Here is a 22,576-nt window from a genome sequence, read left to right on the forward strand (position 1 = left end):
AAAATCAGCGACATCGCGTCCTCTTTAGGGCTGGCCCGATCCCCGAAGATAGCAGCGATGGAGAATCAGCACGATGGCAAATGGGAACAGCGCCGCATATGTATCGAAATCGCACCCGCGAAAAGAAGCGCGAACCCGCCCAACGCTCGCGTTCGCGACCGGCAAGCGGCGCTGAATCTTTCTTCATCAAGGCATCGACGCCCAAGACCAAAGCGGGGCATCCGAATGGAGCGCTGGAAGTGACAACCAACCTTCGCCTCACTGGCGTTCGAGTCCGGAACGAAGCTTCGATCGGAGTCGAAGTGATTCTTGTCGCCAAGGTCAGCGAGGACTCATGGCGCGCGCGCATCGATCCCTCGGACAAGGTCAATGCCGGCGATCGCCTGCTTTTTGGCGACACGTCCGAGAACCCGGCGTGTTTTTTGGCCTTTCTGGACGCGGATGTCGTCGAAAGGAACGGCGAAACGGCCCTGCTGTCGTTTCACTTCACCGGCGGCGCGCTCGACGACGCGCTCGTCCGACTGAGCCAACCTTGGCCTCGATGCGAAGTGCTTTCACGGCTTTCCGGCTCTGATCTCGGGCGCTTGGCCGTTGCTCCACTTCTGAACCCCTCGTCGGCAAGCCCCGGCGGGCCAGCGGCCGCACGACTCAATGCGGCGGCGCCGTCGTTTCTTGAATGCTCAGCCGTTGAAGCGCGGGAACAGAATGTTGTTTTCGATATGGATATGATCGATCAGATCATTCGAAAGCTTGCGCAGGCCGGAATAAAGCGCCCGCCAGGAACCGCAGGCGCCCTCGGGCGGCTCCATGTCATGGGTGAGCGCCGCAAGCGCCTCCAGGGTTTGACCGTGATCCACGTGCTCGGCTCGCATCAAGCTGATCGGAGCGCGGACCATCGGATGCCCCTCGCGGATCATCGGAAAGAGAACCTGCTCTTCCTTCTCCATATGCGAGCCGAGTTCGGCGTCCATCCGCGCCAGGAAATCGGACAGTCCTATGGGAGCTTCCGGATGTTCCGCATGCACGCGTTCGACGCGACGCGCCAACTGGCCGAGTTCGGGCAATTCGCGCCGATGGGTGTCATGATAGCGGGAAATGACGAGATCGATGATTCCTTCGGAATCGTCCGGAAGGTCGGTCTGCTGCGGTATCAGTCGGGCAAGCTGGTTTTCGACATCGGCAAGCGCGATCCCGCGTCTCTGGACGGCGCCGGCGAGTGAGATCGCGCCGCCGCAGCAATAGTCGAGTTTGTGCTTGCGGAAGATGGCGGTGGCGCCAGGAAATTGCACCGCAATTTCACCGATCGGCATTTCGCCAAAATTCCATTCCTGAACATCCGGATTTGTCATCGCCTGCCTCGTTACGAGCAAAGAAACCGCCAATCGGCGCGGTCGACATTTGCGCTGCGGCCGGGATAGATCGTTGCGCGTCCGCAAACTTTCATCCAGACGCATTCTTTGCCCGGATATCATGTCGAAGGACGTGTCGCCGATGGCAGAACAGGCGACACCCGATGCCGCGCGCTCGCTATTGCTCGATCATGGCGCACGCGCCCTTCCGGTCGCTGCCGTTCAGGACGGCCGGTCGGCTCAGTCGGCTTGCGCCGATTGAGCACATCGTGCGACTGGGTAGGTGACGCGATGACGGAAGCGCCAAAGGCAAAGCCGGGAAGTCTGGCATTCGACCTTTTTAAGCGATTGACAGATGGAAAAACGCAATCCGTCGTCATCCTCGACGCCCCTCGGCGACCGCCCGGCATGATCGCGCCGACAGATTTGCTTGTGGCCCTCGCCCTTTACATGTTGCTGGCGGCGGCTAACTCTGAATCATTCGTTTCAACGGTGACAAGAGTTTTGGCGCGCGTTCGACTGCGGGATATCGAGGAGAAAAGTGATGTTGATCGACGATCTTATCCTGGCGCGCGCTCTGCATGTTCTCGCTTTGGTTCATTGGATCGGCGGCGTCGGTTTCGTGACGCTCGTCGTCCTCCCCTACGCGATTTCCCGCTCGTCGGCGGCGGAAGGCCTTGCGCTTTTCGACGCCGTCGAGCGGCGGTTCGCCTCGCAGGTCCGCCTGTCCATCCCCATAGCCGGCGCAGCCGGACTCTGGCTGACCTACAGAATGGACCTTTGGGAGCGGTTCCGCGATTTCCATTTCTGGTGGATGGGCGCCATGTTCGGATTATGGCTTGTCTTCATGACTGTCGTCTTCGTCGTCGAGCCCCTGTTTAACGACAGGTTCGAAAAAATGGCGGCGCGCGACCCGTTAGCAGCCTTGGATCGCCTGTGCCGTCTGCATCGGATTTTGCTCGCTATTGCGGCTCTGACCATTCTTGGAGCCGTCGCGGGAGCGCATGGCTGGCTTTTCTGAAAAAGCTTTGGCTGGCGCGGGCAATCCTCGTATCGCTTGTTTCCTCGGCGCCACAGGGCTGGCGGACGAAAACGCTTCACGAAAGCAGACCGCCATTTTTTGTGACCCACCATCGCATCGCCGCCGCGATCGCGGGGGCGCGTAAAGGACGCAACAGGTTGCGTCGCTCGTCGTCGGTTTCGACGCCGAAAAGAGCATCGCCACGCCCATCGTGACATTCGTGTCGCTCCTTGCTCCCCAACAAAGTTTTCCTTTCCTCGACACCCCATTGCTGGCGTCTGGAAAGGGCGCGGGCAAAATGAGCGATGTGTTTTTCGCGAGCCAACCTGAATGTTCGGCAGCGAAAGTGGAATCTGGCTGGGGCCCTCTGTCGGCGCTACCTGGCAACCCCTTGATGTGGGTGCTTATCGCGTCCGAACTCGCGGTTTTCGGCCTGGCTTTGCTCGGCTATGCCGGCGCGCGGGCGCGCGATCCGCTCGGATTTGTCGCCGCGCAGGATACGCTCGACCGGCTGGCGGGAACGATCAACACCACCATTCTGCTGACCAGCGGCCTGTTCGCCGCATTGGCCAATGAGGCGGCCAGACTGGGTCGCCGCAATCTCGCACGCACGTTCTTGAGCATGGCGGGCGCGCTCGGGATCGCCTTCCTTGCCTTAAAGGGCTGGGAATACGCCCGCGAATTCGCCGCCGGCGCCGACATCGATTCCTCGCCCTTCTTCACCCTCTATTTTCTCGTCACCGGCTTTCACGCCCTGCATGTCGCGCTGGGTCTGGTCGTTCTCGCCATCGTCGCCAGGAACGCCTCGCCCGGCGCGGTCGAGACCGGAACCGCCTTCTGGCACATGGTCGATCTGATCTGGGTCGTCATTTTCCCCTGTTTCTACCTGCTGAGGTGAAAGATGGCTGACCCGCGCTTTTCACTCATTTTCGCCTGGGTTCAACTGATGGCGCTGTCCGTCTTGCTGGCGCTGGCTGGCGGCGGCGCGTCGCTGCCCGGCTCCGTCGGAATCGTCGTCATCGCCGCCGTCGCCGCGATCAAGGCGCGCATCGTGCTGCGCTCCTATCTCGGCCTTTCTCGCGCGCCTGGCGCCCTGGCCGGGTTCTTCGCCGCCGTCGTCACGGTTCTGGCGGTCGTCGCCATCTCTTTCCTGATCTTCCCGACGCCCGCCAGAATGAGCGGCGCGCCGGCCGCTTTCGCCCAAACATTCGCCGGAGGAAACGAATGAGTGAAGTTCTGACCAAATCGACGGCCCGCAATATCTTCTATGGCGGGTCGCTGTTCTTCTTTGTCATATTTATCGGACTGACGGCGCATAGCCGCCATTACATCCTTACCAAGAGCACCGACCAGGCCAATCTCACCGACTCGGTCGTGCGAGGCAAGCGCGTCTGGGAGCGCAACGCCTGTTTCGATTGCCATACGATCTATGGCGAAGGCGCCCGTTTCGCTCCCGAAGTCGGTGACGTGTTCAAGCGCTGGGGCGGCGAAAAGGATCCGGCGGGCGCGCATCAGACGATCAAGGACTGGATGAAGGCGCAACCGTCGGGCGCTCAAGGCCGTCGCCAGATGCCGCAATTCAACCTGAACGACGCCGAACTCGACGAACTCGCCGATTTCCTCGCCTGGGCAAGCCGGACAAACACCCAAGGCTGGCCGCCACGCCCGCCCCTGGCCAACTGATCCACAAAGATGCGGAGGATTTGATGCAATACAAAACCCAAAGCATCGCCAAGACCTACTGGCTTGGCGCCATGCTCATCTTCGCCGTGCAAGTCCTATTTGGGCTTCTCGGCGGTCTCGTCTACGTGATGCCGAACCTGATTCCTGTGAATCTGCTGGATTTCAGCACGATCCGCATGGTCCACACCAATGCGCTGATCGTATGGCTGTTGCTCGGCTTTTTCGGCGCCGCCTATTACCTGATACCAGAAGAGGCGGAACGCGAAATCTACTCGCCGAAACTCGCCTATATCCAGTTCGCCATCTTCTTCGGCGGGGCGCTGGCGGCGGTGGTGGGCTATCTGTTCCACATTCACGCGTCCGAAGCGCGCTCCTATCTGGAGCAGCCGCTGTGGGTGAAACTTGGCATCATTGTCGCCGCTTTGATCTTCCTGTTCAACATCTCGATGACCGTGCTGCAGGGGCGAAAGACCGCGATTACCAATGTGCTGCTGTTCGGCCTGTGGGGCATCGCCATCTTCTTTCTGTTCTCACTCTACAATCCCGCCAATCTATCGGAAGACAAGATGTTCTGGTGGTATGTCGTTCATCTGTGGGTGGAAGGCGTCTGGGAACTGGTGATGGCGGCGGTGCTCGCCTTCCTGATGCTGAAAATGACCGGCGTAGACCGCGAAGTGATCGAGAAGTGGCTCTATGTCATCGTCGCCACGGCGCTGTTTTCCGGCATCCTTGGCACTGGCCATCACTTCTACTGGATCGGCGCGCCGGGCTATTGGCAGTGGATCGGCTCGATCTTCTCGGCGCTGGAGATCGTGCCCTTCTTCGGCATGGTTCTGTTCACCTTCTCGATGGTCTGGAAGGGTCGCCGCGATCATCCGAACAAGGCTGCGCTGCTGTGGTCGCTCGGCTGTTCGGTGCTGGCTTTTTTCGGCGCCGGCGTGTGGGGATTCATGCACACCCTGCATGGAGTCAACTTTTACACCCACGGCACCCAGGTGACGGCGGCGCATGGCCATCTCGCCTTCTACGGGGCCTATGTATGCCTCAATCTGGCGATCATGACCTATGCCTTCCCGCAATTGTACAACCGCGCGCCCTATAACCAGGTGCTCAACATGTTGAGCTTTTGGGTTCTCTCCAGCGGCGTGGTGTTCATGACCGTGTCGCTGACCTTCGCCGGCGTATTGCAGACGCACCTCGAACGGGTGATGGGCATGAGCTACATGGACGCGCAGGATCAGCTCGGCCTGTTCTACATCATGCGCCTCGGCGCCGGCGTGGTGACGGTGATCGGCGCCTTTCTGTTCATCTACTCGCTGCTCGTTCCGCGCTCGGCGGAAGCGATCGCCCCGGGCCGTTCGACGCCCGTCGCCGCCGCGGCGGAATAAGGGGACTGTTCATGAGCCTTGCCATTGTGACACCTGGAAAAGAAACAAAAACCGCGCTTCCTTTCTACCAGCCGCAAGGCCATGAATGCGAAATCTTCGAGGCGGCGTTTCGACGCCGTCTCCCCATCCTGCTCAAAGGCCCCACCGGCTGCGGCAAGACCCGCTTCGTCGCCCACATGGCGGCGAGATTGAACCTTGGTCTCGACACCATCGCCTGCCACGACGATTTGACCGCCGCCGACCTCACCGGCCGCTTTCTCATCAAGAACAACGAAACGATCTGGAGCGACGGTCCGCTGACCCGAGCCGTGCGGCGCGGCGGCATTTGCTATCTCGACGAAGTGGTCGAGGCGCGCAAGGATGTGACCGTGGTGCTGCATCCGCTCACCGACGACCGCCGCATCCTGCCGCTCGACCGCACCGGCGAGACGCTGCATGCGCCGGACGATTTCATGCTCGTGATCTCCTATAATCCGGGCTACCAGTCGGTGCTGAAGACTTTGAAGCCCTCGACGAGGCAACGCTTCGTCGCCATCGCCTTCGACTATCCCGGCGCGGAAGTCGAAGCCGCCATTGTTTCGCGCGAGACCGGACTCGATCTCGACGCTTGCCGAACCTTGGTCAGGCTGGCCGGACGATTGCGCGCGCTGAAAGGTCAGGACCTCGAGGAAGGCGCCTCGACCCGCCTGCTGGTGGCCTGCGCCAGTCTGATCGCCGACGGCATGAAACGCGAACTGGCGATCGAAGCGGCCTTGATCGAGCCGCTTACCGACGATCCCGATGTCAAGACCGGACTGCTCGATCTGGTCAAAGTGACCCTCGGATGAGGCTTCCATGTCGTTGATCCGCGCGATTCTGAAGACCAAATTCTGGGAGCCGGAAGAGACGGTCGGGAAGCTCTGGAATTCCTGTGTCGAGCGCCTCGACGCCGCGCCGAAATTTCCGCTGGCGGCGGTCGAACTGGCTCAGGTCAAGGGCCCTCTGGGCGTGCTGTTTCGTGGGCTTGGCGGCGAAAGCGGAGTCGAAATCAAGGCGGGCGGCGAAAGCCTCTCCCAACATCGCCGCTCATGGCGGCGGCGTTTTGCCCGCGACGCCGACAAGATCGAGACAGCGCGCTTTGACGGCTCGACGCTGTTGCTGCCGGAAAAGATCGACGCCTTCGCCAGCGCCGATCTGAACCGCCAACTCTACCTCTGGCTGGCGGCGCTTGCCGTCGCGGCAAAACCCTGTGACGAATTCCACGACGATCCGCTGCGCCGCGACATCGCGCGCCTGTGCCGGATTTTTGGCGATTGCCGGCGGGCGATGACGCTGTTTCCCGGCCTGACGCCGATCCACGAGAATATGGCGCGACAAACGCTGGAGGGACGCGTTTTGTTGAAGGCGCCGCCGCTCGAAATGCAACTGGAAACGGCCATTCGCGAGCGTCTGGCGGGCGAGGCGCCCAAAACGGCCACCGCGCTGGAGCGCGCGCTGGCCGGCGACGCCGAGGCTTTGCAAACCTTGACGGCGCCAGCGTCCTACAAGACCTATCGGCCCGTGCTGATTTGGGGCGAGCGCACGGCCGAGCCTGCGGGCGGCGGCAAACGCCCCGACGCCGACGCGCCCGAACCCGGTGAAAACGCCGCCGACGGCGTCGAGAAAACGTTGAAAGCCGAAAGGCGGAAAAGCGATCAAGCGGATCGGCGCGACAGCCTGATCCTGCATCGCTTCGAATCCATCCTTTCCTTCGCGGACTTTCTCAACGTCAATCGCGATGTCGATGACGACGACGAAGATTCGGCGCGCAAGGCCGCCGCCGACGCCGAAAAGATCGGCTTGGCGCAACATCGCAAAAAGCCTAAGACGCGATTGCGATTCGATCTCGATCTTTCGCCGGAGGATGGCGACCGGGAGAAATTGGCCGGGCGTTTCGTCTATCCCGAATGGGACTGGAAAAAGGGCGTGCTGGTCGCCGATCAGACGCGTGTGCTGGAAAACATCGCCGTCGAGACGCCGCAAGGGCTCCTGCTGGACCCCGCCGCACGTCGTCGCATCGATGCGGTGCGGCGCCAGTTCGAAGCCTTGCGACCGAAGCGAAAAATGCTGTCGCGGCAAAGCGAGGGCAGCGAACTCGATCTCGACGAATTTTTACGCGCGAAAGCTGACCGTCTCGCCTGCGGGCACGGCAGCGAAAGCTTTTATCGCGATGCGCGCAACGAGGAGCGCGATCTGGCGGTGGCGATTCTGTTCGATTGCTCCCGTTCGACCGAAAGCGCGGTGAACGGCCAACAGGTCATCGCCGTGGCGCGCGAGGCCCTGGTGGCTCTGGCGCGCGGCCTGCAAGCCTGCGGCGACGATGTAGCGCTTTACGCCTTTTCCTCGCTGCGCAAGGAACGCGTGTTCGTCGATATCTGCAAGAGCTTCGACGAACCATTCGGCGCGAAAGTGGATGCGCGGATCGCCGCGCTGAAACCGGGATTCTATACCCGCCTCGGCGCGGCCATGCGCCACGTTTCCTTCCGCCTCGGCGAACGGCCTAACGCCCGAAAACTGCTGCTCGTCATCACCGACGGCAAGCCCAACGATCTCGACCATTACGAGGGGCGTTTCGGCGTCGAGGACACGCGGCGGGCGGCGCAGGAGGCGCGGCGGCGCGGCCATTCGGTCTTTTGCGTCGCCATCGACCCACAGGCGCGAAGCTATTTGCCCCACCTGTTCGGGCCGGCAGGCTTTTCGATCGTTGCAAAACCCGAAAAGCTATCGGCCGCGCTGCCGGCGATCTATCGGCATCTTGTGGGATGAATGGCTCGCGCCATCCATCTCGGTCGCAATGTATGCCAAAGCCCGCGCAACACTATCTGGCTAAGGAGAAACGCGTGGTTCAATGCCAAGACATTGCCGATCCTCCAGTGCAAAATCAGCTCCCTGCGGAGTGACTATCAAGGCTGATGGATGAGGCCCTTCGGCGCCACCACATTCAGGCCTATTTCGATCGGTTCGGCTTCGCGGGAACCGGATGTCGCCACCACCGATCAGAACCCTTGCGCAGCCACGGGAACGCTTATTTTTCCGCGAGTGCAAAACCGGCATTGCCTGGCGCGACAACGGAAACAAATACGAATGGGTCGGATCCCGTGTTTGTCGCGCCATGCGCCTGGCCAGGCAATGCTATGGCGATATCGCCAGCTTTCAAACGGGCGATGACGCCGTCGCCTTGATGATATTCGGCCTCACCCGAGATGACTGTCCAGGTGTCCTGGCCACGGGGATGGACATGAGGGGCTATTTCTTGGCCAGGATGGGCGTGCCAAACGACAACCGCCGAGTCCGCCGTTTCCAAAACAACCGACCGAATTGGCTCCCCATCCGATGGGCGAACAAAATCGGCAATCAAAAATATCCTCGGTTCGATTTTCAATTCCTACCCCCTTGAAACGAAGGTAACGGGTGGGTCGCCATCAGCCGGGCTTGTTGGAAAAAGCGGCTGAGAATTGTCACTGCCTTCGGTGTAAATATAGCGCCGAGGATCGCTCCGCGTCGGTCTTTTTTGGCCGAGAACATCTCCAGCGGTTGCGACGGTCGCCCAAATTCGCAAGAAAACCGCCAACTTAAGAGCGGTCCGGCCCTAATGGACTCACGAAGCCGGAGTGTACGGACGAATTTGGCCTTCACGGCGACGTCGAGGGGCAATTGGGGTAGATTCATGCGAACTCTCGAACGGGCGGTAAAAGTAGACTGGAAGGTCAGGCTTTGCGCGGGCGCAGAAGCGCGCCGCCGAAAGCAGCAATGAAGCCGAGAAAGGCGAAAGCCCAGGCGAAAGCGGCAAGATGCAGCAGGGCAAAACTCCATTGCGGCGCAAAGGCCGCGACGATGCGGGCGGTTGCGGCCAACAGAACAGCGGCGTAAATCGCCTGCGCGCCCTTGCCTGCATGCAAGGCCTGGCCGGTATGGCCGAGGCTCGAACGGGTCATCACCGCTAAAGTCATGACGCCGATGGCGCCGACGGCCCAGGTGTGCAAGCCGGCGCTCATTGGAATTGCAGTCCAGGCGGCGAGGCCGCTCAAGACAAAGCCAAGCGGCACGAACAGATAGGCCAGATGCAGGATCAGCACCAAAGCCTCGCCGGAGGTCCGGTCGCCGGCCCAGCGCGCCAGTCGGAAAAGGTTCAATAGTCCGGCGGCGATCAGCAGCAGGCCGACGATTTTGCTGTCCGGCGCCAGAACCCAACCCATGAGCGCGGTGACGGAAAAGGCCAGGCAAAGCCCGTCGAAGCGGTTGAATGTTATCGGCAGGCGCCCAGCGCCGCGCCGCTGGAGGAAGGTATGGGTGAAGCTGGGAATGATCCGTCCGCCGATCAGCATCACCAGCGCGATCGTCGCGGCGACGCCGAACCGCCGGCCATAGGACGCGGAACCCGCGAAATGCGCCTCGACATGAAACACCACATTGGCGGCCAACAACAGCCCGACAAAGATCAAGACCTTGAGATTGCGCCAGTTTTTTCCGGCCAGGATTTCGCGCGCCACTGCCGCGCAGACCATGGCGAGAAAGGCGCAATCGATAATGGCGGCGGCAACCCAACCGATATGGGCCGAAAAGGCGATGGCGGCGCGCCCGGCCAGCCAGACGACGAGCAAGAACAGCAGCGGCAGACCGTTTAACGGCAACCGCCCGGTCCAGTTGGGCACGGCGGTCAGCAGAAAGCCGGTGACGATGGCGGCGACATAACCGAACAAAGCTTCATGCGCGTGCCAGTCGAGTGGCTGGAAGGCCATGTTCAAGGTCAATTCGCCAAAATATTGCGGCATCCAGAGCATGACCGAGACAATCGCCCAAAGCGCTCCGGCCAGAAAGAACGGCCGGAAGCCGTAACCAAGCCCGGCGGGGCCGGCGTAAATACGGCGGCTTTTGGTATCGGACATGATGGCTCCTTGGGGGAGAATGGAATTCTTGCTAAAACATCAGCGACGTCGCGACTTTGCGCGAAGACAAACAATCGGGACACAGGATTTTTCATGGCGCAGCTCGACCGTTCGCTGATCGCCGGTTCGCCGACTTTTGCCGGCATGCCGCCTGAGGCTTTGGACGAAATTCTGGCCCAGGCCTCGGCGCTGCGCCTGCCAAAAGGCGAGGCCGCCTTCCGCCAGGGCGAACCGGCGGAAAGGTTTTTCCTGCTGCTGCACGGCCGCCTGCGCGTCACGCGCCTCAATCCGCAAGGCCAGCAGATGGTCGCGCGTTTCATCGCGCCGGGCGACATGTTCGGCGTCGCCATGGCGATCCAGGTCGAAGCCTATCCGGGCACGGCGACGGCGGCGGTCGATTCCCTCGCGCTCGCATGGCCCAATGCCGTCTGGAGCGCGTTGCTCGCGCGACATCCCAGTCTGGCGGTCAAAACCATGCAATCGCTCGGAGCGCGTTTGCAGGATTCACAGAAACGTATCCTGGACCTCTCGACCCAGCAGGTCGAGCAGCGCATCGCCGGCGCCGTGCTGCAACTCGCCCAACAGGCGGGCCGCAAAACGGAAGATGGCCTGCTGATCGATTTCCCGCTGTCGCGCCAGGACCTCGCGGAAATGATCGGCACGACGCTGCACACGGTCAGTCGCACGTTCAGCGCCTGGGAGGCCATTGGCCTCGTCGAGTGCGGCCGCCAGCGCGTCGTCGTGCGCGACAGGGCGGGTCTTCAAAAGATCGCCAAAAAGCAGGATTGAGGCAAAGCGTCACCGTTTCGTCAGCGCCTCGATCTTCGCCACGAATTCATCCGCATCGACTTTCGTGTCGAGCTTCTGGAAGACGATTTCGCCTTTTTCGTCGAGCAGCGAAATCGCCGCCGAATGATCGATGCCGCCCTTGTCGTCGCGGCGAAAGCGCACGCCGAGCGCCGCCGCGAGATCGCGCACCGCCTTGTCGTCGCCGTGATAGAGCGACCAGTCAGCCGTATCGAGGCCGCGTTCTTCCGCATAGGCTTTGAGACGCGCGGGCGTATCCACCGCCGGGTCCAGCGAGAAGAAGGCGAAGCGGATGCCGGTCAGGTTCTTGCGCCCGGCCGCCTTTTCGATGGCGACCATATTGGTGACGATCAGCGGGCAGATGTCCTTGCAACTCGTATAGGCCATGGCGGCGACCACCGGCTTTCCCCGCAGGCTCTTCAGTTCGACGATTTCGCCGTCCTGATCCGTCCATGGCGAAGCAAGATTATAAACGGAGGCGCCGGAAAGCGGCTCCGCCGCCTGCATTTGCATCATATGGTCGTGATCGTGGGCCCGCGCCGGCGCCGAACCGACGCAATACAGGAGTGCGGTCACGGCAAGGGAAAAAGTCGAAAAGCGCATCATTCGTCTCCGGCGCAGCGAAAGCCAAGATTGTCCTGGGTATAGGCCGCCTTCAGACTGGCGCGCAGCGCGTAGCGCATGAAGGCGGGATAGTCGGTCGCATCGCGCACGCCCAGGGCGCCGCCACCGCAAAATTGCGCGTCGTCCTTGCCAGCGGTATTGCGCTGTTCGGTCCCCGAACCGGTGCTGGAAAAATCCTGCGTCCATTCCCAGACCATTCCAACAAGGTCGTAAATTCCGTAGCCGTTGGGCGCACTGCGACCTACCCCGGCCAGGCGCCTCGGATTGGGCTTGGAAAACCAGTCGAGAGCGCTTTGCGTCATGGCCAACCGTTCGCGTCCCGCATCATCCAGGGCATATTCCCATTCCTCCGTGGTCGGCAGGCGAAGGCCGCGCGCTTCGCAAAAAGCTTGCGCCGCGAACCATGAAACATTGGTCACCGGCGCTTGCGCCTCCCCCTCCGGCGGCGCCAGATCGCCGCGCCATTTGGCGAGATAGCGCGGATCGACGAAAAGGCTTTTCGCCTGCGAGCGGCGCCATTCCGGGTGGGCGCGGACAAAGTCGAGAAATTGCCCATTTTGGACGGGTGTCTTGTCGAGCCGGAAGGCGCCGACCTGGATTGGCCGGCTTTCCGAATTGGTTTGGCCCTTGCCGGCGCTGAACTTGAAAAAAGGCAGGTAGTCTCCAACGGGCAGATGCGCCTGAGCGGGGCCTTCCGCGCCAATCGCCTGGGCGACGAGGGACGCGGCGAGCAAAGCCGCAGCCCCAAAAATCCACCCTTTGCCGGGACGCATTTCAGTTCGCCTTGGTCCTGCTGGCCTTGACTTCGTCCGGGGTCACGTCCTCGCCGGAATTGCCCCAGGAATTATAGACATAGGTCAGGACATTGGCGATATCCTCATCCGGCAGGTCCCATGCCGGCATTACGCCGTCGAAATTCTGGCCGTTGATCGTCACTTTCCCGGTCAGTCCGCCGGTGACGGCATTGATGGCGTGGGCCTTGCCGCCCTTGAGATAATCGGATTGGGCGAGCGGCGGGAAAGCGTCGGGAACGCCTTGCCCCGCCGGCTGATGGCAGGCTGCGCAATTATTGGCGAACACGCCTTCGCCGGCCTTGATCCGTTCGGCCTTGTCCCTGGCGGCGGGCGCCGCCCGCCCCGGCTGATCGGCGACACGCGCGCCCGCGCCTTCCGGCAGATAGACCAGATCGTTGGTCTTGCCGGAATAGACGATCTTGTTTTCGGGACCGGAAACCTTCAGCTGCGCCAGCGCGCCGCGATTGAAGGCGCGGGTCAGCGAATGATCGACGATAATAAAGGCGCCGGGCACGGAAAGCTTGAAGTCGGCGATAGCGGAGCCGCCGGCGGGGATCATCGTGGTCTGCACATTATGGGTCTGCGTGCTCATGTTACCTTCCGGCCAGACCGTATCGAAAATCTGCCCGATGACGTGGAAGGAGGAGGTCATGTTCGGGCCGCCGTCGCCAACATAAAGCCTCACGGTCTCACCGACGTTGCCGGTCAACGCCTTGTCGCCGGACGTGGAGCCGACGGCGCCGTTGAACACCACATAATCTGGCCGCTCGTCGATCGCCTTGGTCATCGAAAAGGGTTGCAGGCCCTTCTCGCCATTGGACCCCTTGGTGTAAAAGTCGCTCTGCATCACATAATATTCGCGATCGACTTTCGGCAGTCCTTCCTTCGGCTCAACCAGAATTAGACCATACATGCCATTGGCGACATGCATGGCGACCGGCGCCGTGGCGCAATGATAGACGTAAAGCCCCGGATTCGTCGCCTTGAAGGAAAACACCGAGGTATGGCCCGGCGCGGTCAGCGACGCGGCGGCGCCGCCGCCGGGACCGTTGACGGCGTGCAGATCGATATTATGCGGCATCTTGTTGTCTGGATGATTGTCGAGATGCATCTCGACCAGATCGCCCTCGCGTACGCGGATGAACTTGCCGGGAACCTTGCCGCCGAAAGTCCAGAACGTATAGCTGACGCCATCGGCCAGGCGTCCTTCGAGCTCCTTGACTTCAAGATGGACGATCACCTTGGTCGCGTTCTTCCGCTTGATGACGGGCGGCACATTGGGCGCGTCAGTCAAAATGGCGTTTTCTTCCCCGACGATTTTTGCAGCGGCGTTTTCCTCGCGGCTGGCGGCGAAAACGGGCGAAGCCAGAAATGTGGAAGCAAGAATAAGGATGGCGCCTTTGGTCCGGATTTTCATGATGTCATCCCTGTTTTCTTGACGATTTCCTCGGCCTTTGAGCGGCGACAGTATACGACCGCGTTCCGCGTGCTTTGCGGAAGCACAAACAAAATTCGATCGGCCGCCCGTGCCGCGTGTCCCCAAATCAATTGCCCCCGGAGATTTCGCGCTCGATGGCAAAATCGCCGGCGAAGGCCCGCCACGCCGCCAGGTTGCGGCGCGGCACGCCGATGATGACGGGCGTCTCCAAACCCAGCGCGTCAGAAATGATGCAGCGGAATCCGCCGCCTTCGGCTTCCGTCTTGCCAAACTTGTTCAACAGCACGAGATTGCAATCCGGCAGGGTGGAGAGCACCAGCGCGCAAGTGCGCGCCAGAGCGTCGAGGTCGAGCCGGCAGCCGCGCGCAAGGGCGCCACGGTCTTCTGAAATTTTCACCGTCTCGCCGGAGGCCAGATCCGTTAAAACCATGTCGCAGCGCCGCCCCGGCGCTGTCGGAGCGACAGGCTTTTCGATGACGCCGCCCAGACGCAGCCCACCCGCCTTTGCGCCCGCGGCGATGACGTTGAAAATTTCGTTTGTGTCAAAACCTTCATCATAAATCAGCGCCGTCAGCGGATTGGCGAGCACGTCAAGCGAAAAGCCTTCTACGAAAGCCCCCGCGATTTTTTCCGTTGCGTTCATCGGAGTCATTCGCCTCCACCGCAGCCGCCACCACAGCATGAATCGCTTTTCGCCTCCCGCGTGATCGCCCATTCGAGCATTCGGCGCAGGCAGATGGCGCCAGGATCTTCGGTGCGGGCCAGCGCCCCCATCATCGCCACCCAATCCTCGTCATTCGCTGCGTTGGAGAAGAGCCTGACGGAAGCGGAAGCGTATTCGCCAAGCGTCTCGCCATGAGCCGCCGCCTTTTTTTTCTGCCTTCGCAATCAGATCTGGATCGGTGAACTGCATCAAGGCAGCAGCGACCACCTGGGGGTCATCAAGTTTCCGCAACACATCGCCTAGAATCATTTTACCCTCATCACAGTGGCTGGCCCTTTGGCGGGAGCAGGGAAAAGCCATCTATGCGCGCCTGCCCGGCGAGAATACCGATATATTGCGCGACGGCGCGTCGGCGGCAGTTCTGCGTGAGGTAGGCCGCGATGCGGCCACCGACCAGTTCAAAGGCCATGGCTTCGCCCTCGATCTTGCGATCGAGACGCACGACATGAAAACCGTAACGTGTCTGGATCGGTTCGGGCGCAATAACTCCGGGCGTCAGCCGGGTCAGAGCGCTTTCAAATTCTGGCACGGTCTGCCGGCGCGAAATCTGGCCGAGGTTGCCGCCCTGTTCGCGCGAGGGGCAGGCGGAATAGACACGCGCGGCATCGGCGAACGATTCGGGATCCCGCCCGAGAATTGCGATCAGCTCCATTGCACTCCTGCGCTTTTCTTCGACCTGTTGCGGATCGTCGGGCTTGACGGCGATCAGGATGTGCGCGGCCTCGTAGAGATCGCTCGATCGGAATTTTGAACGGTTCTGCTCGTAATAGCGGCGGCAGGCCGGCACGTCGGGCGTCGGGGTTTTCACCTCTTGCTCGACCAGACCCCGGATCGAGGCCTCGTCGTCGGTTTCCCGGCGCCCGTGGTCGTCCGTTTCAGGCTCGGGCCGCAGGCCAAGGCGGCGCGCTTCCTGCAACAGCAGTTGCCTGATCACCAGCGCCTGAGCCGCTTCGAGCCAGGCGGCGGCGGGAGTCGCGGCGCGATGATTTTGCGCCTCGCGAGAGATTTCCTCGCGCGCAATGGCGACGCCATTGACGCTGATGATTTTGCGGGACGGCGCAAGGCCAGGTGTACAAGCGTTCATTTCACTTACTCCGCCGGAACGCGCGTGCGCACGATCTGGTAGCCCTTGCGGCCGAGATACCAGATAGGGGCCGACCAGACATGCACCAGCCGCGTGAACGGAAACAGCAGGAAGATCGTCATGCCGAGGACGAGATGCAGTTTGAACACCAGCGGGACATCAGCGACATTTTCCCAGGCGTCCGTCTGCAAGGTGAGCACGCCCTGCGCCCAGTTCATGAACTTGACCATCTCATGACCGTCGAGCGCGCCGAGAGAAACGAAGATGGTGGAGAGGCCCAGCAGCAATTGCGCGAACAGGACGAGCAGGATCGCCGTATCGCCAAAGGAGGAATTGGCGCGGATGCGCGGATCGAGCAGGCGGCGATGGGTCAGAAGAGCAATGCCGACGAGGCAGATCAATCCGGCGAAACCGCCGACGACAATCGCCAACCCTTGTTTGAAGCCATGGCTTATGCCCACCGCGTCGAACACCCAGATCGGCGTCAGCAGGCCGGCGCAATGGCCGAGAAAGATGATGAGGATGCCGACATGAAACAGGTTCGAGCCCCAGAACAATTGCCTGCGCCGCAGCAGTTGCGACGAACCGGTGCGCCAGGTGTATTGCTCGCGGTCGAAGCGAAGCCAACTGCCCAGCAGGAAGACCGTCAGGCACAGGTAGGGATACCAGCCAAACAGCGCATGATTGACATAAGCGTTCATGGCGCGCCTTCCCTTCAGATGTTGGTGGAATGAGTGAAAACTGGACGCTGGCCCTTGGTCTCGAGGCCGGGCGCAGGGCGGCGCGCCTGACGCAGTTTCGCCGCCAACGTGTCTTTGCCGCAATTGGCGGGATCGTCGCCCTCTCCAAAGTCCACTGGCGCCTCATCATAGGCGGCGTCGAGCGCCTCGAAATCATCCGGCGCCGGATCGGGCTCCGCGCGCAGAACTTCCAGCAGGGCGGCGTCCGGTTTTGCGCGGGCGATCGCGATAAGCGCCAGGAACACCACCTCGAAGCCCGAGTCTCTCTTGCGCAGGCGCTCGGCCAAAGCGGTGAAGACGTGCGCCGGTTGTTCGAGCAATTCCCGCGCCGCCTCAAGGTCCAGCAGCGACGCGAATTCCAGGAATAGCGGCAAAAAATCCGGCAGTTCGCGCGGGTCGGGATGAAGGTCTTTTGCCTCGTAAACCGCCTTGAGATCGATCATCGCCTGCCCGCGGTCGCGGCTTTCGCCATGGACATGCTCGAATAGATGCAGCGACAGCGAACGGGTGCGGTCGAACAGCAGGCCATATTGCTCCTGCAATTCATAGAGATCGCGGCCCTTGAACTGTTCAAGCAAGGCAAGGAGCGCGCGCCGCTCGACGGGCGGCGCCAGCGCCTCCCTTTCGATGACGGCGCCGATCTCGTCGAGGGCGTCGAGAAACGGTTGGCTCGGATAGGAGAGGATCGCCGACAAGGCTCTGAACGTTTGCATCACTCGACCTCCATCGGCGTTTTCGCGCGCGGCTTTTTGGGAGCGCCGAAGAGGTTGGTTTCGGTTTCGCCGCCGGAACAGCCATTGCCGAAGGAAAAGCCACAGGAGCCGCGCAGATCGAAGGCGTCTTCGCCCGTTTCGCGATGCGCCGTCGGGATCACGAAACGATCCTCGTAATTGGCTATGGCCATGGTTTGATACATGTCCTCGATCTGCAAGCCCGTGAGGCCAACCCTTGCGGCGATGCTCTCGATGATCACGCCATCAATGGTTTTGGCGCGCATATAGGCGCGCATCGCCAGCATCCGCTCCAGGCCGGTCGCCACGGGAGCCACGTCGCCCGCCGTCAGCAGATTGGCGAGATAACGCAGCGGAATGCGCAGCGATTTCACGTCCGGCATGGCGCCGTCCATACCCATTTTGCCGGCTTCCGCGGCGGACTGGATCGGCGACAGCGGCGGCACATACCAGACCATCGGCAAGGTGCGATATTCGGGATGCAGCGGGAAGGCGACCTTCCATTCCATCGCCATTTTCCAGATCGGCGAGCGTCGAGCCGCCTCGATCCAGGCGTCCGGCACGCCATCGGCGCGCGCCTGCGCGATGACCTTCGGGTCGCTGGGATCGAGAAATATTTTCAGCTGCGCGGCGTAAAGATCGGCCTCATCCGGCGTGCTCGCCGCCGCCTCGATCTGGTCGGCGTCATAAAGCACCACGCCGAGATAACGGATGCGTCCGACACAGGTTTCCGAACAGACCGTCGGCTGTCCGGCCTCGATGCGCGGATAGCAGAAGATGCATTTTTCCGATTTGCCCGAGGACCAGTTGTAATAGATTTTCTTGTAGGGACAGCCGGAGACGCACATGCGCCACCCCCGGCACTTGTCCTGATCGATCAGGACTATCCCGTCTTCCTCGCGCTTGTAGATCGCGCCCGACGGACAGGAGGCGACACAGGCCGGATTGAGGCAATGTTCGCAAAGCCGGGGCAGATACATCATGAAGGTGTTTTCGAACTGGCCGTACATTTCCTTCTGCACGCCCTCGAAATTGCTGTCGACGGAGCGTTTGGAAAATTCGCCGCCGAGAATTTCCTCCCAGTTCGGACCCCACTCGATCTTCTCCATTCGCTCGCCTGAAATCAGCGAGCGCGGGCGCGCGGTTGGGACGGCTTCGAGCTCGGGCGCCTTTTGCAGATGCTCGTAATCGAAGGTGAAGGGCTCGTAATAATCGTCGATTTCCGGCAGGTCCGGATTGGCGAAAATATTGGCCAGAATGCGCCATTTGCCGCCGATGCGCGGCTCGATCGCGCCGCTGGTCTTGCGATTCCAGCCGCCTTTCCAGCGCTTCTGGTTCTCCCAATCCTTGGGATAGCCAATGCCGGGCTTGGTCTCGACATTGTTGAACCAGGCGTATTCCATGCCTTCTCTGGATGTCCAGACGTTCTTGCAGGTGATGGAGCAGGTGTGGCACCCGATGCATTTGTCGAGGTTCAGCACCATGCCGATTTGAGCGCGGATTTTCATGTGCTTCCCCTTATTCCGCTGCGGTCGTGAGCGGGCCGCGAGACGCGCCCTGTCTGCTTTCGTCGAGCGGCTTTTCCAGCCAGTCGACTTTGGAAAGCTTGCGGATGATGACGAACTCGTCGCGGTTGGTGCCGATCGTGCCGTAATAATTGAAGCCGTAGCTTTGCTGGGCGTAGCCGCCGATCATGTGGGTCGGCTTGAGCACCGTGCGGGTCACCGAATTATGGATGCCGCCGCGCCGTCCCGTCGTCTGCGAGCCCGGCATGTTCACGATCTTTTCCTGCGCATGATACATCATGCACATGCCCTGCTTGACGCGCTGCGAGACGACGGCCAGCGCCACCAGCGCGCCGTTGGAATTATAGGCTTCGATCCAGTCGTTATCGACGAGACCCGCCTGTTTGGCGTCGACCTCGCTGATCCAGACGATCGGCCCGCCGCGCGAAAGCGTCAGCATCAGCAGATTATCGGTGTAAGTGGAGTGGATGCCCCACTTCTGATGCGGGGTGATGAAGTTAAGGACGATCTGCTTTTCGCCATTGGGATATTTGTCGATCACCGGCTTGATCGCGCGGGTGTCGATGGGCGGACGATAGACGCAGAACCCTTCGCCAAACGCCCGCATCCACAGATGATCCTGATAGGTCTGCTGGCGCCCGGTCAGCGTGCGCCACGGGATCAACTCATGCACATTGGTATAGCCCGCGTTATAACAGACGTGCTCGCTCTCCAGCCCCGACCAGGTGGGCGCCGAGATGATTTTGCGCGGCTGCGCGACGATGTCGCGGAAGCGTATTTTTTCGTCTTCTTTCGGCAGGGCCAGATGGGCGTGTTCGCGGCCCGTGGTTTTCGACAGGGACTCCCATGAGCGCACGGCGACCTCGCCATTGGTCTCGGGGGCGAGCATGAGGATGACTTCGGCGGCGTCGATGGCGCTGTCGATACGCGCCAGCCCCTTGGTCGGACCTTCCTCGGTCACGCGACCGTTCAGCTGCTTGAGCAACTCGACCTCGTGTCCAGTTTCCCAGGCTATGCCCTTGACGCCATTACCGATCTTGTCCATCAGCGGGCCGAGCGAAGTGAAGCGTTTGTAGAGGTTGGGATAGTCGCGCTCAACCACCGTGACGGCAGGCATGGTCCTGCCGGGAATGGCGGCGCATTCGCCCTTCTTCCAGTCCTTGACGTCGAGCGCCTGCGCCATTTCGCCGGGGGAATCGTGCATGATCGGCGTCAGCACGACATCCTTCTCCACGCCCAGAACCTCCGGCGCGACGGCCGAGAACGCCTTGGCGATGCCCTTGTAGATTTCCCAGTCGGACCGCGATTCCCAGGCCGGGTCCACCGCCGCGGTCAGCGGATGGATGAACGGGTGCATGTCGGACGTGTTGAGATCGTCCTTCTCGTACCAGGTGGCGGTCGGCAGCACGATGTCGGAATAGACGCAGGTCGTGGACATGCGGAAATCGAGCGTCACCAACAGGTCGAGTTTTCCTTCCGGCGCTTCGTCGCGCCAGGCGACCTCGCTCGGCTTGGCGCGGCCCTCCTCGCCAAGGTTTTTCCCCAATACGCCATGCGACGTCCCCAGCAGATGTTTGAGAAAATATTCATGGCCCTTGCCCGAGGAGCCCAGCAGGTTGGAGCGCCAGACGAACATGTTGCGCGGCCAGTTCTTGGGATCGTCGGGATCTTCGCAGGACAGTTTCAGTTCGCCCGAGACCAGTCCCTGCGCGACATAATCCTTTGGCTCCAATCCATTTGCCGCCGCCTTCGCCGCCAGCGTCAGCGGGTTCTGTTCGAGCTGCGGCGCGGAGGGAAGCCAGCCCATGCGCTCGGCGCGCACGTTGTAGTCGATTACCGCGCCGTCCCAGGGACCGGCGGGTGCCGTCGGCGAGAGAATCTCCTTGGGGTCGAGCGTCTCGTAGCGCCATTGATCGGTATGAGCGTAGAAGAAAGACGTGCCGTTCATCTGGCGCGGCGGACGGCCCCAGTCGAGGCCGAAGGCGAGCGGGGCCCAGCCCGATTGCGGCCGCAGCTTTTCTTGTCCGACATAATGCGCCCATCCGCCTCCGGACTGGCCGACGCAGCCGCACATCACCAGCATGTTGATGACGCCGCGATAGTTCATGTCGCAATGGAACCAATGGTTCATCGCCGCGCCGATGATGACCATCGAACGCCCCTTGGTCTTTTCGGCGTTCAGCGCGAACTCATGCGCGACCTGGATGATTTTTTCGCGCGCGACGCCGGTGATCGCCTCCGCCCAGGCAGGGGTATAGGGCGTGTTCTCGTCGAAGCTTTTCGCGACGTTGTCGCCGCCAAAACCCCTGTCCACGCCGTAATTGGCGAGGAAAAGATCGTAGACCGAAGCAACCAGAACGTCGCCTTCGACCGTTTTCAGCCGCGTCGCGGGAACGCGCCGCTGCAAGATGCTGGCATGGTCGGAACTGGCGAAATGCTCATGCGCGATATTGCCGAAATAGGGGAAAGCGACGTCAACCTTCTCGTGCTCCCGATCCTTCAGCGACAGCAGCAGATCGACCGGCGACCCATCGGAGGATTTCGCGTCGAGGTTCCATTTGCCCTTCTCGCCCCAGCGGAAGCCAATGGAGCCGTTCGGCGCCACCAGTTCGCCGCTCTTGCGGTCATAGGCGAGCGTTTTCCATTCCGCATTATTGGTCTCGTTCAGCGCCCCATCCAGATCGGACGCACGCAGAAAACGGTCGGGAATGAGACGGCCGTCTTTCTCGACCAGCCTCACCAACATGGGCATGTCGGTGTAACACTTCAGGTAATCGACGAAGTAATCGACCTGCTTGTCGATGTGGAATTCGCGCAGGATCACATGGCCGATCGCCATGGCCAGCGCTGCGTCGGTTCCCTGCTTCACCGAAAGCCAGATGTCGCCGAACTTGGCGGCCTCGGAATAATCGGGACAGATGACCGCGCTCTTGGCGCCGCGATAGCGCGCCTCGGTATAGAAATGCGCGTCCGGCGTGCGCGTCTGCGGCACGTTGGAGCCCCACAGGATCAGGAAGCCAGCGTTGTACCAATCGGCCGATTCCGGCACGTCGGTCTGCTCGCCCCAGGTCTGCGGCGAGGCCGGCGGCAGGTCGCAATACCAGTCGTAGAACGACAGGCAGACGCCGCCGAGCAGCGACAGATAACGGGCGCCTGCCGCATAGGACACCATCGACATGGCGGGGATGGGCGAGAAGCCGACGACGCGATCCGGCCCATGCTTTTTGACCGTGTAAGCATTGGCGGCGGCGATGATATCGTTGACCTCGTCCCACGACGCCCGAACCAGCCCGCCGTGGCCCCGTTTGCTGGTATAGGACTCGCGCTGGACAGGGTTCTCGACGATGGAGGCCCAGGCTGCGACTGGTGGCAAGCTCTGCCGCGCCGAGCGGAAAAGCCTCAAGAGGCGCGAACGCACCAGCGGATATTTCACCCGGTTGGCGGAATAGAGATACCAGCTGTAACTCGCGCCGCGCGGACAGCCGCGCGGTTCGTGATTGGGCAGTTCCGGCCGCGTGCGCGGGTAATCGGTCTGCTGCGTCTCCCAGGTGACGATACCGCCCTTGACATAGATTTTCCACGAACACGAACCCGTGCAGTTCACGCCATGGGTCGAGCGCACGACCTTGTCGTGCTGCCAGCGTTTTCTATAGCCGTCCTCCCAGTTGCGGTCTTCCGTCGTGGTGATGCCGTGACCATTGGAGAAAGGCTCTTTCGACCTCTGGAAGAAGGTCAGCCGGTCGAGAAAATGGCTCATGCGCGA

Annotated in this window: 25 protein-coding genes; 10 read left to right on the forward strand and 15 right to left on the reverse strand. The window is 61.4% G+C overall.

Annotated features, from left to right (window positions below; translation table 11 throughout):
- The coding region (locus QZY01_RS00785; RefSeq protein WP_294532197.1) for a hypothetical protein at positions 1-243 on the forward strand (243 nt) is incomplete at its 5' end.
- Between the two features lie 89 nt (positions 244-332).
- On the opposite strand, the gene QZY01_RS00790 is transcribed toward QZY01_RS00785, so the two are convergent.
- The gene (locus tag QZY01_RS00790) at positions 333-530 is read right to left on the reverse strand and encodes a hypothetical protein (protein WP_294532200.1); all 198 of its coding nucleotides are present in this window, start codon (positions 528-530) and stop codon (positions 333-335) included.
- Between the two features lie 150 nt (positions 531-680).
- Positions 681-1,472 (reverse strand): iron-sulfur cluster repair protein YtfE, encoded by a 792-nt coding sequence (gene ytfE, locus QZY01_RS00795; protein WP_342394864.1) that lies wholly within the window; start codon positions 1,470-1,472, stop codon positions 681-683.
- On the opposite strand from ytfE, the gene QZY01_RS00800 reads away from it, so the two are divergent.
- Both QZY01_RS00800 and QZY01_RS00805 read left to right on the forward strand, forming a co-directional pair.
- Positions 1,423-1,611: a hypothetical protein gene (locus QZY01_RS00800; RefSeq protein ID WP_294532202.1), complete on the forward strand. Its 189-nt coding sequence runs from the start codon at positions 1,423-1,425 to the stop codon at positions 1,609-1,611. The genes ytfE and QZY01_RS00800 overlap by 50 nt on opposite strands.
- 282 nt (positions 1,612-1,893) lie before the next feature.
- On the forward strand, positions 1,894-2,370 hold the full coding sequence (locus QZY01_RS00805; RefSeq protein ID WP_342394865.1) for a hypothetical protein: 477 nt from the start codon (positions 1,894-1,896) through the stop codon (positions 2,368-2,370).
- Positions 2,371-2,446: 76 nt separating this feature from the next.
- Here QZY01_RS00805 and QZY01_RS00810 read toward each other — a convergent pair whose 3' ends face one another.
- On the reverse strand, positions 2,447-2,695 hold the full coding sequence (locus tag QZY01_RS00810; protein ID WP_294532204.1) for a hypothetical protein: 249 nt from the start codon (positions 2,693-2,695) through the stop codon (positions 2,447-2,449).
- Between the two features lie 69 nt (positions 2,696-2,764).
- On the opposite strand from QZY01_RS00810, the gene QZY01_RS00815 reads away from it, so the two are divergent.
- The 6 genes from QZY01_RS00815 to QZY01_RS00840 are packed head-to-tail and all read left to right on the forward strand — an operon-like array spanning position 2,765 to position 8,225.
- Positions 2,765-3,268, forward strand: a complete 504-nt coding sequence (locus QZY01_RS00815; protein ID WP_294532206.1) for a cytochrome c oxidase subunit 3 — start codon at positions 2,765-2,767, stop codon at positions 3,266-3,268.
- Positions 3,269-3,271: 3 nt separating this feature from the next.
- The gene (locus QZY01_RS00820; RefSeq protein ID WP_294532209.1) at positions 3,272-3,598 is read left to right on the forward strand and encodes a hypothetical protein; all 327 of its coding nucleotides are present in this window, start codon (positions 3,272-3,274) and stop codon (positions 3,596-3,598) included.
- Positions 3,595-4,053, forward strand: a complete 459-nt coding sequence (locus QZY01_RS00825) for a cytochrome c (RefSeq protein WP_294532211.1) — start codon at positions 3,595-3,597, stop codon at positions 4,051-4,053. Before QZY01_RS00820 ends, QZY01_RS00825 begins: the two co-directional genes overlap by 4 nt.
- 23 nt (positions 4,054-4,076) lie before the next feature.
- The gene (locus QZY01_RS00830) at positions 4,077-5,441 is read left to right on the forward strand and encodes a cbb3-type cytochrome c oxidase subunit I (RefSeq protein WP_294532214.1); all 1,365 of its coding nucleotides are present in this window, start codon (positions 4,077-4,079) and stop codon (positions 5,439-5,441) included.
- A gap of 11 nt (positions 5,442-5,452) precedes the next feature.
- Positions 5,453-6,268 carry a CbbQ/NirQ/NorQ/GpvN family protein gene (locus QZY01_RS00835; protein ID WP_294532216.1) on the forward strand — a complete coding sequence of 272 codons (816 nt, stop codon included), beginning with the start codon at positions 5,453-5,455 and terminating at the stop codon, positions 6,266-6,268.
- A gap of 7 nt (positions 6,269-6,275) precedes the next feature.
- Positions 6,276-8,225, forward strand: coding sequence for a VWA domain-containing protein (locus QZY01_RS00840; RefSeq protein WP_294532219.1), 1,950 nt, complete (start codon positions 6,276-6,278; stop codon positions 8,223-8,225).
- Positions 8,226-8,484: 259 nt separating this feature from the next.
- On the opposite strand, the gene QZY01_RS00845 is transcribed toward QZY01_RS00840, so the two are convergent.
- The gene (locus QZY01_RS00845; RefSeq protein WP_294532221.1) at positions 8,485-8,841 is read right to left on the reverse strand and encodes a cupin domain-containing protein; all 357 of its coding nucleotides are present in this window, start codon (positions 8,839-8,841) and stop codon (positions 8,485-8,487) included.
- A 325-nt stretch (positions 8,842-9,166) separates the two neighbouring features.
- On the reverse strand, positions 9,167-10,345 hold the full coding sequence (locus tag QZY01_RS00850) for an NnrS family protein (protein WP_294532223.1): 1,179 nt from the start codon (positions 10,343-10,345) through the stop codon (positions 9,167-9,169).
- A gap of 93 nt (positions 10,346-10,438) precedes the next feature.
- Between QZY01_RS00850 and QZY01_RS00855 the strand changes: the two genes are divergently transcribed.
- Positions 10,439-11,134 carry a Crp/Fnr family transcriptional regulator gene (locus QZY01_RS00855; RefSeq protein WP_294532227.1) on the forward strand — a complete coding sequence of 232 codons (696 nt, stop codon included), beginning with the start codon at positions 10,439-10,441 and terminating at the stop codon, positions 11,132-11,134.
- A gap of 9 nt (positions 11,135-11,143) precedes the next feature.
- Here the strand turns inward: QZY01_RS00855 and QZY01_RS00860 are convergent, their stop codons facing one another.
- From QZY01_RS00860 to QZY01_RS00905, 10 genes are all read right to left on the reverse strand, one after another.
- Entirely contained in the window at positions 11,144-11,758 is a 615-nt protein-coding gene (locus QZY01_RS00860; protein WP_294532230.1) for an SCO family protein, read from the reverse strand.
- On the reverse strand, positions 11,755-12,549 hold the full coding sequence (locus tag QZY01_RS00865; RefSeq protein WP_294532233.1) for a formylglycine-generating enzyme family protein: 795 nt from the start codon (positions 12,547-12,549) through the stop codon (positions 11,755-11,757). The genes QZY01_RS00860 and QZY01_RS00865 overlap by 4 nt, the downstream gene beginning before the upstream one ends.
- A 1-nt stretch (position 12,550) precedes the next feature.
- Positions 12,551-13,987: a copper-containing nitrite reductase gene (nirK, locus tag QZY01_RS00870; RefSeq protein WP_294532235.1), complete on the reverse strand. Its 1,437-nt coding sequence runs from the start codon at positions 13,985-13,987 to the stop codon at positions 12,551-12,553.
- Between the two features lie 127 nt (positions 13,988-14,114).
- Positions 14,115-14,651, reverse strand: coding sequence for a DUF2478 domain-containing protein (locus tag QZY01_RS00875; RefSeq protein ID WP_294532237.1), 537 nt, complete (start codon positions 14,649-14,651; stop codon positions 14,115-14,117).
- Positions 14,652-14,801: 150 nt separating this feature from the next.
- Positions 14,802-14,981 carry a hypothetical protein gene (locus tag QZY01_RS00880; RefSeq protein WP_294532239.1) on the reverse strand — a complete coding sequence of 60 codons (180 nt, stop codon included), beginning with the start codon at positions 14,979-14,981 and terminating at the stop codon, positions 14,802-14,804.
- Positions 14,982-14,991: 10 nt separating this feature from the next.
- Complete coding sequence (locus QZY01_RS00885; protein WP_294532242.1) at positions 14,992-15,816, reverse strand: peptidylprolyl isomerase; 825 nt, start codon at positions 15,814-15,816, stop codon at positions 14,992-14,994.
- A gap of 5 nt (positions 15,817-15,821) precedes the next feature.
- Positions 15,822-16,517 carry a respiratory nitrate reductase subunit gamma gene (narI, locus tag QZY01_RS00890; RefSeq protein ID WP_294532245.1) on the reverse strand — a complete coding sequence of 232 codons (696 nt, stop codon included), beginning with the start codon at positions 16,515-16,517 and terminating at the stop codon, positions 15,822-15,824.
- Positions 16,518-16,531: 14 nt separating this feature from the next.
- Positions 16,532-17,269, reverse strand: coding sequence for a nitrate reductase molybdenum cofactor assembly chaperone (gene narJ, locus QZY01_RS00895; RefSeq protein ID WP_294532248.1), 738 nt, complete (start codon positions 17,267-17,269; stop codon positions 16,532-16,534).
- Positions 17,269-18,795, reverse strand: a complete 1,527-nt coding sequence (gene narH / locus QZY01_RS00900; RefSeq protein WP_294532251.1) for a nitrate reductase subunit beta — start codon at positions 18,793-18,795, stop codon at positions 17,269-17,271. Before narH ends, narJ begins: the two co-directional genes overlap by 1 nt.
- Before the next feature lie 10 nt (positions 18,796-18,805).
- The gene (locus QZY01_RS00905; RefSeq protein ID WP_294532253.1) at positions 18,806-22,570 is read right to left on the reverse strand and encodes a nitrate reductase subunit alpha; all 3,765 of its coding nucleotides are present in this window, start codon (positions 22,568-22,570) and stop codon (positions 18,806-18,808) included.
- Positions 22,571-22,576: the final 6 nt, after the last annotated feature.

It is taken from the genome of uncultured Rhodoblastus sp. (assembly GCF_903903185.1).
Taxonomy (GTDB): domain Bacteria; phylum Pseudomonadota; class Alphaproteobacteria; order Rhizobiales; family Beijerinckiaceae; genus Rhodoblastus.